Here is a 12,395-nt window from a genome sequence, read left to right as displayed (position 1 = left end):
GCTGCGCTGCCGCGCCACAGGACAATCCGTCGAACGTCGCCGAGCCCCCTTGCAACTCCACCTCGCCACCAGCCCGCATGTCACCGGCCTCGACGGGGCCACGGTGCCGCTCGCGCCGCGCGACGCTGCCTTGCTCGCCTGGCTGGCGCTCGAAGGCCCGACCGCGCGCACGCGGCTGGCCGCGCTGCTGTGGCCCGACAGCGATGCCGAGGCCGCGCGCAACGCCTTGCGCCAGCGGCTGTTCCAGCTCAAGCGCCTGCTCGGCCAGGCCCTGGTCAGCGGCAACGCCACCCTCGCGCTGGCGCAGGGCGTGGTGCACGACCTGGCCGATGCCGACAGCGTGCTCGCCGGCGCGGCCGACGAGTTCCGCGGTGAGCTCGCCCAGTGGCTGGAGCAGCAGGGCGAGCGGCGGCGAGCCCGCCTGCGCGACGCGCTCGCCGAGTTGTCTGCGGGTGCCGAAGCATCGCGAGACTATGCCGATGCCTTGTCGCATGCCCAGGAGCTGCTGGCGCTCGACCCGCTCTCGGAAGACGCACATCGCCGTGTCATGCGGCTGCACTACCTGGCCGGTGAACGCGCGGCCGCGCTGCTGGCGTTCGACCGCTGCGAACGGCTGCTCAAGGACGAAGTCGGCACGCACCCGGGCGCCGAGACGCTGGCCCTGCTGGCGACGATCGAACAGGCCGTGCCGGCGGCCGGGCCGGTGGCGGCCTCGCGGGTGCCTGCGTCCGTGCTTCGCCCACCCCGCCTGATCGGCCGCGAGCGCGAGCGGCAGGCCCTGCACGATGCCTGGGATCGTGGCCACTGCGCCGTGCTCAGCGGCGATGCCGGCATGGGCAAGACACGGCTGGCGTCGGACTTCGCCGCCGAGCGCGGGCGCGTGCTCGTCGGCAGCGCACGGCCCGGTGACGACCGAGTCGTCTACGCCAGCTTCTCGCGCCTGCTGCGCCAGTTGCCGCGCGATGCGCTGAGGCGCCTGGACGGCACGCTTCAGCAGGCACTCGCCCAGCTGCTGCCCGAATTCGGCGTGGCCGCTCCGCTGCGCGACGAGGCGCAGCGCACGCGCTTCTTCAATGGCGTGGCCGCGGTGCTGGAGAGCGACGAACTCGGGCTCGAAGGCTGCGTGATCGACGACCTGCACTTCGCCGACCCCGCCAGCATCGAGCTGCTGCAGTACGTGGCCGGGGCCACGCACTGCCGCTGGGTGGTGGCCGCGCGCGCCGCCGAGGTGGGCAGCTCCGGCCGCGCCTGGCTGGAAGCGCTGCTGTCGCAACCGCAAACGCTGCGGCTGACCCTGCAGCCGCTCGGCCTCGAGCAGGTGGCGGAACTGGTCGACTCGCTGGGCATCGACACCTTGAGCGGGCCCGACTGCGCCGCCGCGCTGCTGCGCCACACCGGCGGCAACCCGCTCTACCTGCTCGAGACGGTGAAGGCCTGGCTGACCCAGGGCGTGGGCGGGCTGCCTGCGCGGCTGCCCGCGGCGCTCGACGTCAGCGCGCTGATCGAGCGCCGCATCGGGCAGCTCTCGGTGCCTGCAGTGCAGCTCGCCCGCTGCGCGGCGGTGGCCGCGCCCGACTTCTCCATCGAGCTGGCCTCGAGCGTGCTGGGCTTGCGCACGCTCGACCTGGCCGACCCCTGGGCCGAGCTGGAGGCGGCGCAGGTGCTGCGCGACGGCGCCTTCGCGCACGACCTGATCTACGAGGCCGCGCTCGCGTCGGTGCCGCGGCCCGTGGCGCGCCAGCTGCATGCCGAGATCGCCGCATTCCTGCAGGCGCGCGGCGGCGAACCCGCCCGGCTCGCGGCCCACTGGGGCCACGCCGAGCGCTGGGCCGACGCCGCGCGCGCCTTCCTCGACGCGGCGCGGCGCTCGCGCGATGCCGGGCGCTCGGTCGAGCACACGCAGCTGCTGGCGCAGGCGGCCGGGTGCTTCGAGCGCGCCGGCGACGGCGATGCGCGCTTCGCGGCACTGCTTCAGCGGGCGAGCGTGCTGGCCAGCAACGACCTCGGCGACCAGGCCCAGGCGGCCGTGGCCGAGCTCGACGCGGCGGCCCGCAGCGAGGCTCAAAGGCTGCAGGCGCTGGGCGTGCGGCTCGAGCTGGCCATCACGCGCTTCGAGATCGACGAGGCGCTGCGGCTGGCGCCGCAGGCCGTCGCGGCGGCACGGGCGCAAGGCGAGCCGGCGCTCGAGCTGCGCTTCGCGATTGCCTGGTCGGGCGCGCTCGGCGACGCACGCCGCACGCTCGAAGGCGTGAGCGTGCTGGAGCCCTACACGGCCTGGGTCGAGGCGCATGGCACGACCGAGCAACAGTGGGAGTTCTGGGAGGCGCTGTCGCTCGCGCTGGACTACGCCGGCCGGCTGCGCGAGTCGATCCGCGGCTGGCAGAGCTGCCAGTCGCTCGCGCGAGCGGCCGGCCGGCCCGACCTGCTGTGGCGCTCGCTGTCCAACGGTGCGGCCGGCCAGGCCAAGCTCGGGCGGGTGCGCGAGGCCTGCGAGATGTCGCTGCAGGCGCGCCAGATCGCCTTGTCCACCGGCGAGGTGGGCCGCGTGCGCCTGCTGCAGATGCAGACGCCGCATGCCCACCGGCTGCGCGACATCGGCCACTACGCCGAAGCGCTGCCGCTGCTCGAGGAGGCGCTGGAGGGCCTGCTCGCGCAGGGCTCCGCGACCGACATCACGATGACCGAGCAGCGCCTGGCGGTGCTCTTTCTTCACCTCGGCCAGCCGGCCCGCGTGCAGCGCCTGCTCGCGCACGATCGCGCCGGCATCCCGCCGGGCATCGCGATGTTCCAGCAGGTGCTGCGCGCCGAACTGGCCCATCAGCTCGGCGGCGATGCGCTGACGCCAATGCGCGCGGCGCTGGCGATGATCCCGAACCCCGACGACGTGTACCACCGCATCGCCACGCTGTTCGCCTCGCACATCGTCGCGCCCGACGAGGGCGAGGCGCTGGCCTCCGGCCTGGCCACCTGGGCCGGCGTGCACGAGCGCTTCGGGCTGGCGATGTCGGCGCACGTGAGGGCCGCCGGCTGTGCGGCGGCACAGGGCGCCTGGCAGCGTGCGCTGCCGCATGCGCAGGCTGCGCTGGCGCTGGCCGCCACGCACCAGCCGGAGAGCTTCTACCTCGGCGAAATGTGGTGGGTCGCGGCGCGCGTGCACCTGGCGCTCGGCGACCAGACGCAGGCCCGCGCGGAGCTGGCCGAGGGGCGGGCCTGGGTGATGGAACTGCACGCGTCGCACGTCCCCGATGAGTTTCGCGCCAGCTTCCTCGATCGCAACGCGGTCAACCGCGAGCTGCTGGCGCTGGCCGGCCGCCACGGCGCGTGATGCCTTCCGAATCCTTCCATCCCACGAGCAAGGACTGATGCAGATCGTCCTGCTGCGAGAGGATGGCGAGAAAATCCCTTGCACTCTTCACCCGTGGAGTCCGCCATGAACGCCCAGCCCGCCATCGCCGTCCTGCTCGTCGCCAGCACCTTCGCCGCGACGGCGCAGACCTCGAACGTCAAGCCACCCCAGGCCCAGGCCTGGATCGACGTGGCCACCTACAGCGGCATGGGCATGCCCGGCATGGGCGCCGGCGGCATGAACCCGATGAGCGCGCTCGGCGGCTTGTTCGGCGGCGGCGCCGGCGCGAAGAACAGCTTCGGCCAGACGCAGACCGGCGCCGCCGGCCGCTGGGTCGACGTCACGCTGATGACGCGCGCGAACCCGTCGCTCTCCGAAGCCCAGCAGGCCGTGCCGGCGGGCTTCTTGAGCCCGGCGCTCAAGCTGCAGTCACCGAAGGAGGTGCGCACGCCCGCGCCGCGCGACGACGACGACAAGGTGGTCGAGCAGGACTACGAGCGCCCGAAGGGCAAGCTGCTGCTCTACTGGGGCTGCGGCGCCACGGTGCGCCCCGGCCAGCCCAAGGTGCTCGACATGGCCACCGCTTCGGCGGCCGACATGGCGAAGTTCTTCGTCTCGCGGCGCGCCACGCAGCGCGGCGCGCACAGCGCGGTGGGCCGCCCGGTGTGGCCGACCCCGGCCGACGAGCGCATGGTGCCCGACAACGCCTCGCTGGTCGGCGAGCACACGTTCACCGGCAGCGGCGTGCCCGAGGGCTTTCGCTTCCAGATCCAGGCCGCGCAGGACCTGATGCCTGCGCTGCAGGTGCAGCAGGCCGACCAGGGCGGCGCCACCGACCTGGCCTGGGCCGCACTGCCCACCGCGCGCGCCTACTTCATCGCCGGCATGGGCGCCGCCAAGCAGGACGAGATGGTGATCTGGACCTCGAGCGAAGTGCCCGAAGCCGGCTTCGGACTGATCGACTACCAGACCAATTCCGCCGTCGACCGCTGGCTGAAGGAGAAGGTGCTGCTCGCGCCGGCCACCACCCACTGCACCGTGCCCAAGGGCGTGTTCCCGGGGCAGGGCGGCATGCTGCGCGCCATCGCCTACGGCAACGAACTGAACCTCGCGCACCCGCCACGGCCGGCCGACCCGAAGGCCGTGTGGGAGCCGGTGTGGGCGGCCAAGCTGCGCGTCAAGTCGGTGGCCACGGTGATTCTGGGCATGCCGTCGATGGAGCGCCCGCCTTCGCGCAAGGCTGGCGAAGAGCCGGCGCCCAAGCCCGAGGCGGAAGAGAAGAAGGAAGACAAGATGCCCAAGCCGCTGGATCTGCTGAAGGGGATCCTGGGGCGCTGAGGCGGGCGCAAACGACGACGGGCGACTTTCGTCGCCCGTCGCTGACTTCGGTGGCGGCGCGTGCCGCCCGTGATCACAGGCCCGCGGCAGCCTTGAGCGCGGCAGCCTTGTCGGTGCGCTCCCAGGTGAACTCCGGCTCCTCGCGGCCGAAGTGGCCGTAGGCGGCCGTCTTTTCGTAGATCGGGCGCAGCAGATCGAGCATCTGGATGATGCCCTTCGGGCGCAGGTCGAAATGCTGGTTGACCAGCATGGCGATCTTGTCGTCGCTGATGACGCCGGTGCCCTCGGTGTAGACGGTCACGTTCATCGGCTTGGCCACGCCAATGGCGTAGGCCACCTGCACCTGGCATTGCTTGGCCAGGCCGGCGGCCACCACGTTCTTGGCGACGTAGCGCGCGGCGTAGGCGGCCGAACGGTCGACCTTGGACGGGTCCTTGCCCGAGAACGCGCCGCCGCCGTGCGGGCAGGCCCCGCCGTAGGTGTCGACGATGATCTTGCGGCCGGTCAGGCCGCAGTCGCCCTGCGGGCCGCCGATGACGAAGCGGCCGGTCGGGTTGATCAGGTACTTGGTGTCCTTGGTCAGAAAGGCCTTCGGCAGCACCGGCTTGATGATCTCTTCGCGCACCGCCTCGTAGAAGGCGTCGGTCATCTTGTGGCCCAGGCTGTACTCGGGCGCGTGCTGCGTGCTCAGCACCACGGTGTCGATGCTGTGCGGCTTGCCGTCGACATAACGCATCGTCACCTGGCTCTTCGCGTCAGGACGCAGGAAGGGCAGGCGGCCGTCCTTGCGCAGTTGCGCCTGGCGCTCGACGAGGCGGTGCGCGTAGTAGATCGGCGCGGGCATCAGCTCGGGCGTCTCGTCGCAGGCGTAGCCGAACATCAGGCCCTGGTCGCCGGCGCCGGTGTTCAGGTGGTCGTCGCTGGCGTGGTCCACGCCTTGAGCGATGTCATTGCTCTGCTTGTCGTAGGCCACCAGCACCGCGCAGCCCTTGTAGTCGATGCCGTACTCGGTGTTGTCGTAGCCGATGCGCTTGATGGTGTCGCGCGCGACCTGGATGTAGTCGACATGCGCGTTGGTGGTGATCTCGCCGGCCAGCACCACGAGGCCGGTGTTGGTCAGCGTTTCGGCGGCCACGCGCGAGCGCGGGTCCTGCTTGAAGATCGCATCGAGAATGGCGTCCGAGATCTGGTCGGCGACCTTGTCGGGGTGGCCTTCAGAGACGGATTCGGATGTGAAAAGGAAATCGTTCGACACTCTTAAACTCCAGTCAGGTTGCACACTGCGTTGCCGGCCTGGATGGTTTGGAGGAGCGGCGAACGCTTTAGCGGATTTTGTGAGTCGCCCCGCAAGTAGTTCATAACTCGGCGACGTGCCAATTATAGGAAGATGATTCGACTGTTCCGCTGGTTGTCACGCCGTTCGCTGGGCTTTCTTCACACCCTGGGTGCGGGGGTGGGCTGGCTGGGTTACGTCTTGTCGCCGACTTACCGGCGGCGCTTCCGGGATCACGTCGCCCAGGCGGGCATTTCGGCACCGGCCGCCCGCGCGGCCATTGCCGAGGCGGGCCGCATGATCGCCGAGCTGCCCTTTCTGTGGCTGCGGCCCGAATCGACGCCGTTGTCGGGCTTCGTGCGCATCGAAGGCGGCGAGTTCGTCGAGGCTGCGCATGCGCAGGGCCGCGGCCTGCTGCTGCTCACGCCGCACCTGGGCTGCTTCGAGATCTGCGCGCAGGCGTATGCCGAACATTTCGCGGCGCAGTACGGCCCGATCACGGTGCTCTACCGGCCCGCGCGCCAGCCCTGGCTGCGCGAGGTGATCGAAGGCTCGCGCGCCCGCCCGGGGCTGGCCACCGCGCCGGCCTCGCTGGCCGGCGTGCGGCAGATGATCCGCGCGCTGCGCCGCGGCGAGACGGTGGGCCTGCTGCCCGATCAGGTGCCGCCCGAGGGCATGGGCGAATGGGCGCCGTTCTTCGGCCGCAACGCCTACACGATGACGCTGGCCGCACGGCTGGCGCAGCAGACCGGCGCGCTGCCGCTGCTCATCTGGGGCGAGCGCCTGCGTGGCGGCCGCGGCTACACCGTGCGCATCTCGCCGATGCCCGAGCCGCTGCCGGCCGATGCGTCGGCGCAGGCAGAATCGGCGGCCGTCATCAACCGCGCGATGGAATCGCTGATCCGCCAGTGCCCGCAGCAGTACCTGTGGGGCTACCACCGCTACAAGGCGCCCCGCGCCGGCGCGGCCGACTGAGAACTTCGGGGAAACGTCCTTTGGCCGCTCGCCTCCTGCTGGCGCTGTTGTGGGTGCTGCACTGGCTGCCGTTGGGGGCGCAGGCGGCGTTCGGCCGCGGCCTCGGCGGGCTGCTGTACCGGCTGGCGAAGTCGCGCCGGCGCATCGCCTTGCGCAACCTGGAGCTGTGTTTCCCCGAGAAGACGCCGGCCGAGCGCGAGCGCCTGGCGCGCGATCACTTCGGCTGGCTCGGTCGCAGCATCGTCGAGCGCGGCCTGCTGTGGTGGGCGCCGCGCGAGCGGCTGATGCGCCTGATCCATGTGGAGGGCGAGGTCGACCTGGCCGAGCGCAGCGAGCGCCCGGTGATGTGGCTGGTGCCGCACTTCATGGCGCTCGACGTGGCGGGCGCCTCGGTGCTGCTGTTCCAGAAGAAGAAGGGCGCGTCGATCTACCAGCAGCAGACCAACGCGGTGATGGACGCCGTGATGCGCCGCGGCCGGCTGCGCCTGGGCAACGCGGTGATCTTCCCGCGCAGCGATTCGGCCAAGCCGCTGATCCGCGAGATCCGCCAGGGCACCGGCTTCTTCAATCTGCCCGACATGGATTTCGGCGAACGCGATGCGGCGTTTGTGCCCTTCTTCGGCGTGCCGGCAGCCACCTTGCTCGCGCCTTCGCGCATGGCGCGCGCGCTGGGCATGGTCGTGCAGCCGGTGCTGGCGGAGATGCTGCCGGGCGGGCGGGGGTACCGGGTGCGATTCATGCCGCCGTGGGCCGACTTCCCTACGGACGATGCGCTGGCCGATACGGCACGGATGAATCGGTGGATCGAGGACGAGATCCGTCGCAATCCGGCGCAGTACCTGTGGGTGCACAAGCGGTTCAAGACGCGGCCTGCTGGGGAGGCTTCGTTGTACTGACGTTCCTGCGTGCGGCAGCCCGCCGGTCGCGCCCGGCCGGCGGTAACTTTCATTTGCTGGCCCAAATGAAAGTCACCAAAGCAAAGGGCCTGGAACACGATTCGATCCGTTGTGCTGGCAGCAGACCAGAGGCGGCCTGTGGCCCGATCTGCAGGCTTGCACCACCGAGCGCGTGTTGGACGAGCCATTGGTTCGTTCACCTGGGCCTTCAACAGCCGAACCCTCTAGCCAGCGGCAGCGGCCAGATCGTGTTCAGGCCCTCTTCTTTGGGTCCTTTCTTCTGGGCCAGCAGAAGAAAGGATCTCGCCGGCCGGGCGAGACCGGCGGGCTGCCCCGCAGTCGCGCCGATAATCCCTCCCAGGATGAAACTCCACTTCACCAAGATGCAGGGCGCGGGCAACGACTTCGTCGTGCTCGACGCCACGCGCGGCCCGCTCGCGATCACCCCCGAGCAGTACCGCCGCCTGGGCGACCGACGCTTCGGCGTGGGTGCCGACCAGATCCTTGTCGTCGAGAAGAGCGCCACGCCGGGGGTGGACTTCCGCTACCGCATCTTCAACGGCAGCAGCGGCGACGAGGTGGAACAGTGCGGCAACGGCGCGCGCTGCTTCGTGCGCTTCGTGCAGGACAAACATCTCACCGACAAGAACACCGTGCGCGTCGAGACGATGAACACGCTGCTCGAACTGCGCGCGCAGCCCGACGGCCGCGTGACGGTCGACATGAATGCGCCGGTGTTCGACCCCGAACGCGTCCCCTTCGAAACCGCCGGCCTGGTGCCGCGCGAACAGAACGGCTTCGCGCTGTGGCCGCTCGACCTGGGCGACTACGCAGTCGACGTGGCCGTGCTGTCGATGGGCAACCCGCACGCGGTGCAGTTCGTGCACGACGTCGACGGTGCAGCCGTCGGCACCCAGGGCCCGATGATCGAGACGCATGCGCGCTTCCCGCGCCACGTCAACGCCGGCTTCGTTCAGATGCTGTCGCGCAGCCACATCAAGCTGCGCGTGCACGAGCGCGGCGCCGGCGAGACGCTGGCCTGCGGCACCGGCGCCTGCGCGGCGGTGGTGGCGGGCATCCGGCTCGGGCTGCTCGATGCGAAGGTCGACGTCGACACGCGCGGCGGGCAGCTCACGATCGAGTGGGCCGGCGGCGCGAGCCATGTGTTCATGACCGGGCCGGCCGTGACGGTTTTCGAAGGCGAGATCGAACTATGACGAAGGGCCAACCGTGAGCATCCAGGGCATCACCGAGCAGGACATCGCCAACTACCTGGCCAACACGCCGGGCTTCTTCGAGCGCCACGCCGAGCTGCTCAGCGCCGTGCAGCTGACCAGCCCGCACGGCCAGCGCGCCGTCTCGCTGCAGGAGCGGCAGATGGAGATGCTGCGCGACAAGAACCGCGGCCTCGAAGGCAAGATCATCGAGATGATCCGCCACGGCCAGGAGAACGTGGCCATCGCCGACAAGCTGCACCGCTGGACGCGCGCGCTGATGCTCACTGCCAACCCCGGCGAGCTGCCCGAGGTGCTGACGCGCGAGCTGATGCACCAGTTCATGATCCCGCAGGCCGGCATCCGTGTCTGGGGAGCTGCCGATGCCTTCGCCACGCTGCCCTTCGCGATGGCCGTCAGCGCCGATGTGAAGAGTCTCGCCAGCAGCCTGACGCTGCCCTACTGCGGCGTGAACAGCGGCTTCGAGGCCGCGCAGTGGCTGGACGACGCCGCCTCGGCGCTGTCGCTGGCGATGATCCCGCTCCGCCACGGCGCCACGGTCGAGGCCTTCGGCATGCTCGTGCTCGCCTCGCCCGACCCGACGCGCTACACCGCCGACATGGGCACCGAGTTCCTGCAGCGCATCGGCGAGCTGTCGAGCGCGGCGCTGTCGCGGCTGCTGCCCGTCCGCTGATGGCCGACACGCCGGTTCGCGACGACGACATCCGGCGTCACCTCGTCCATCTCGAAGTGGAGCGGCGCCTCGCGCCGCGCACGCTGGCGATGTACGGCGAGGCCTTCGAGCGCCTGCGCGAGTTCACCGACACGCATCCGGTCGCGCTGCGCGAAGTGCAGGTGCACCATGCTCGGCGCTGGGCCGCGCAGATGCACTCGCGGGGCCTGGCCTCGCGCAGCATTGCCATCGTGCTGTCGGCCTGGCGCGGCCTGTACCGCTGGCTCGGCCGCGACGGGCTCGTGCCGCTCAACCCGGTCGACGGCGTGCGCGCACCCAAGGTCGGCAAGCCGCTGCCCAAGGCGCTGCCGGTCGACCAGGCCATGGCGCTGGCCGACCACCACCCCGAGGCCGGCAACCCGCTGCTCGACGCGCGCGACCATTGCATCATCGAGCTGCTCTATGGCTGCGGGCTGCGCGTGGGCGAGCTGATCGGGCTGGACGTCGGCGCGAGCGCCAAGGCGGCCGGCTGGATCGATGCCAGCGACACCACCGCGCACGTGCTCGGCAAGGGCAGCAAGCGGCGCAGCGTGCCGGTGGGGGCGTCGGCCCTGAAGGCGCTGCAGGGCTGGCTCGCGGTGCGCGAACAGCTCGCCGACCCCGGCGAGCCGGCGCTGTTCGTCAGCAACCGCGGCACGCGGCTCACGCCCAGCCAGCTGCGCTCGCGCCTGAAGCAGCGCGCCATCCAGGCCGGCGTGCCGACCCACGTGCACCCGCACATGCTGCGCCACTCCTTCGCCTCGCACCTGCTGCAGTCCAGCGGCGACCTGCGCGCCGTGCAGGAGCTGCTGGGCCACGCCAACATCACCACCACCCAGGTCTACACGCGGCTCGATTTCGGCCACCTCTCGAAGGTGTACGACGCCGCCCATCCGCGCGCGAAGAGGAAGTAGAAGTCACATGAAGGTCATCACCCTGCGCGACGGCAAGGAACGTTCGCTGCTGCGCCTGCACCCCTGGGTGTTCCAGGGCAGCGTGGGCACAGGCAAGGCCGATGCGGGCGAGACCGTGCGCGTCGAATCCAGTGACGGCCGCTTCCTCGCCTGGGGCGCCTACAGCCCGAGCTCGATGATCCGCGTGCGCGCCTGGAGCTTCGACGAGGCCGAGCGCATCGACGCCGCGTTCTTCGAACGACGCATCGCCCGCGCGTTCGCGCTGCGTGCGCGGCTGCCGATCGAGAGCGACGGCGTGCGCCTGATCCACGGCGAGGCCGACGGCCTGCCGGGGCTGATCGTCGATCGCTATGGCGACGTGCTGTCGGCGCAGTTCCTCTCCGCCGGAACCGAGCGCTGGAAGGGCACCATCGCCGATCTGCTGCTGCAGGCCACCGGCCTCGCGCGCATCTACGAACGCAGCGACTCCGGCGTGCGCAAGCTCGAAGGCCTGGAGCCCACCACCGGCTGGCTGCGCGGCAGCGGCGCCACCGAGGTGACGATCCGCGAGCACGGCTGGAAGCTCACGCTCGACGTGGCCGAGGGCCACAAGACCGGCTTCTATCTCGACCAGCGCGACAACCGCAAACTGTTCGCCGACACGGTGCGGCACTTCGGCCTGCAGCGCGTGCTCAACTGCTACTGCTACACCGGCGGCTTCAGCATCGCGGCGCTGGCCGGTGGCGCGGCGCACGTGACCAGCGTCGATTCCTCGGCCCCGGCGCTGGCGCGTTCCTCGGCGCACGTGTCGCTCAACGGCTTCGACCCAGCGCGCCATGAGGCGCTCGATGCCGACGTCAACCAGACCCTGCGCGACGCGATGAAGGCCGGCAAGAGCTACGACGCCATCGTGCTCGACCCGCCCAAGTTCGCGCCCACCGCGGCGCACGCCGAACGCGCCGCGCGCGCCTACAAGGACATCAACCGCCTGGCGCTCAAGCTGCTCGCGCCCGGCGGCATGCTGTTCACCTTCTCGTGCTCGGGCGGTGTGGGGCCGGAGCTGTTCCACAAGATCGTCGCGGGCGCGGGCATGGACGCGGGCGTGGACGGCATCATCTACGCGCGTGTGGCCGCCGCGCCCGACCACCCGCAGACCATCGTCTTCCCCGAGGGCGAGTACCTCAAGGGGCTGGTGATCCTGAAGTCCTGAGCCGGCTCAGGACGAGAGCGTCGGCGAGGGCAGGGCCAGGCCCGGCTCGAACTTGGCGCGGTGCACGCTGAAGAAGGCCTTCACGTTGCGCACGTTGGCGTCCTGCGTGAACAGGCGCTGCACCAGCGCGTGGTAGGCCGGCATGTCGGCCACCTGCAGCATCAGCAGGAAGTCCGGCCCCGGCGTGACGCGATAACACTGCCGCACCTCGGCATCGGCGATCGCACGCGCCTCGAAGGCCTGAAGGTGTTCGGCGCCCTGGCGGTCCAGCGTGACCTCGACGATGGCCGTCAGCCCCGCGCCCAGCCGTTGCGGCGAGAGCAGCGCCACCTGGCGCTCGATGACGCCGGCGTCCACCAGCCGCTTCACCCGCCGCAGGCAGGTGGCCGGCGAGGTGTGCACGACGGCGGCCAGCGCCTGGTTGGTCAGCGAGGCGTCGCGCTGGAGCTGATCGAGGATGCGCAGGTCGGTCGCATCGAGTTCGAGGGTTGCGGCGGTTTCTGCCATGTCAAGACAAAACGTGAACTATTCATTCACC

Annotated in this window: 10 protein-coding genes; 8 read left to right on the top strand and 2 right to left on the bottom strand. The window is 70.8% G+C overall.

The annotated features are described in order from the left end of the window. The first annotated feature begins 49 nt into the window (after window positions 1-49). A complete protein-coding gene (locus HZ992_RS19135; RefSeq protein WP_209383410.1) occupies window positions 50-3,325 on the top strand; it encodes an ATP-binding protein in 3,276 nt (1,091 codons plus the stop codon). A gap of 105 nt (window positions 3,326-3,430) precedes the next feature. Then, window positions 3,431-4,684 (top strand): hypothetical protein, encoded by a 1,254-nt coding sequence (locus HZ992_RS19130; protein WP_209383409.1) that lies wholly within the window; start codon window positions 3,431-3,433, stop codon window positions 4,682-4,684. A 73-nt stretch (window positions 4,685-4,757) separates the two neighbouring features. Here the strand turns inward: HZ992_RS19130 and metK are convergent, their stop codons facing one another. Further along, window positions 4,758-5,939 (bottom strand): methionine adenosyltransferase, encoded by a 1,182-nt coding sequence (metK, locus tag HZ992_RS19125; protein ID WP_209383408.1) that lies wholly within the window; start codon window positions 5,937-5,939, stop codon window positions 4,758-4,760. A gap of 132 nt (window positions 5,940-6,071) precedes the next feature. Here metK and HZ992_RS19120 point away from each other — a divergent pair, with 132 nt between their 5' ends. The 6 genes from HZ992_RS19120 to HZ992_RS19095 all read left to right on the top strand — a co-directional run bounded on the left by HZ992_RS19120 (window position 6,072) and on the right by HZ992_RS19095 (window position 11,857). Then, entirely contained in the window at window positions 6,072-6,932 is an 861-nt protein-coding gene (locus HZ992_RS19120) for a lysophospholipid acyltransferase family protein (protein ID WP_209383407.1), read from the top strand. 20 nt (window positions 6,933-6,952) lie between these two features. After that, window positions 6,953-7,828, top strand: a complete 876-nt coding sequence (locus HZ992_RS19115; RefSeq protein WP_209383406.1) for an LpxL/LpxP family acyltransferase — start codon at window positions 6,953-6,955, stop codon at window positions 7,826-7,828. A 362-nt stretch (window positions 7,829-8,190) separates the two neighbouring features. Continuing rightward, on the top strand, window positions 8,191-9,045 hold the full coding sequence (gene dapF, locus HZ992_RS19110) for a diaminopimelate epimerase (RefSeq protein WP_209383405.1): 855 nt from the start codon (window positions 8,191-8,193) through the stop codon (window positions 9,043-9,045). A 13-nt stretch (window positions 9,046-9,058) separates the two neighbouring features. Then, window positions 9,059-9,736 (top strand): DUF484 family protein, encoded by a 678-nt coding sequence (locus HZ992_RS19105; RefSeq protein WP_209383404.1) that lies wholly within the window; start codon window positions 9,059-9,061, stop codon window positions 9,734-9,736. Next, window positions 9,736-10,668, top strand: a complete 933-nt coding sequence (locus HZ992_RS19100; RefSeq protein ID WP_209383403.1) for a tyrosine-type recombinase/integrase — start codon at window positions 9,736-9,738, stop codon at window positions 10,666-10,668. The genes HZ992_RS19105 and HZ992_RS19100 overlap by 1 nt, the downstream gene beginning before the upstream one ends. A 7-nt stretch (window positions 10,669-10,675) precedes the next feature. Further along, window positions 10,676-11,857 (top strand): class I SAM-dependent rRNA methyltransferase, encoded by a 1,182-nt coding sequence (locus HZ992_RS19095; protein WP_209383402.1) that lies wholly within the window; start codon window positions 10,676-10,678, stop codon window positions 11,855-11,857. Between the two features lie 6 nt (window positions 11,858-11,863). On the opposite strand, the gene HZ992_RS19090 is transcribed toward HZ992_RS19095, so the two are convergent. Further along, window positions 11,864-12,364: an Lrp/AsnC family transcriptional regulator gene (locus HZ992_RS19090; RefSeq protein ID WP_209383401.1), complete on the bottom strand. Its 501-nt coding sequence runs from the start codon at window positions 12,362-12,364 to the stop codon at window positions 11,864-11,866. Window positions 12,365-12,395 lie beyond the last annotated feature (31 nt).

This window comes from Rhizobacter sp. AJA081-3 (assembly GCF_017795745.1).
Taxonomy (GTDB): Bacteria; Pseudomonadota; Gammaproteobacteria; order Burkholderiales; family Burkholderiaceae_C; genus Piscinibacter.
The sequence above is the reverse complement of the archived record's forward strand: the minus strand, read 5'-3'. Positions and strand labels throughout refer to the sequence as shown.

Bases quoted from the DNA above. Each gene is read 5' to 3' on its own strand.
- HZ992_RS19130 (WP_209383409.1), top strand. From the start codon at position 3,431: ATGAACGCCCAGCCCGCCATCGCCGTCCTGCTCGTCGCCAGCACCTTC.
- HZ992_RS19120 (WP_209383407.1), top strand. From the start codon at position 6,072: ATGATTCGACTGTTCCGCTGGTTGTCACGCCGTTCGCTGGGCTTTCTT.
- dapF (WP_209383405.1), top strand. From the start codon at position 8,191: ATGAAACTCCACTTCACCAAGATGCAGGGCGCGGGCAACGACTTCGTC.
- HZ992_RS19100 (WP_209383403.1), top strand. From the start codon at position 9,736: ATGGCCGACACGCCGGTTCGCGACGACGACATCCGGCGTCACCTCGTC.
- HZ992_RS19095 (WP_209383402.1), top strand. From the start codon at position 10,676: ATGAAGGTCATCACCCTGCGCGACGGCAAGGAACGTTCGCTGCTGCGC.
- HZ992_RS19090 (WP_209383401.1), bottom strand. From the start codon at position 12,364: ATGGCAGAAACCGCCGCAACCCTCGAACTCGATGCGACCGACCTGCGC.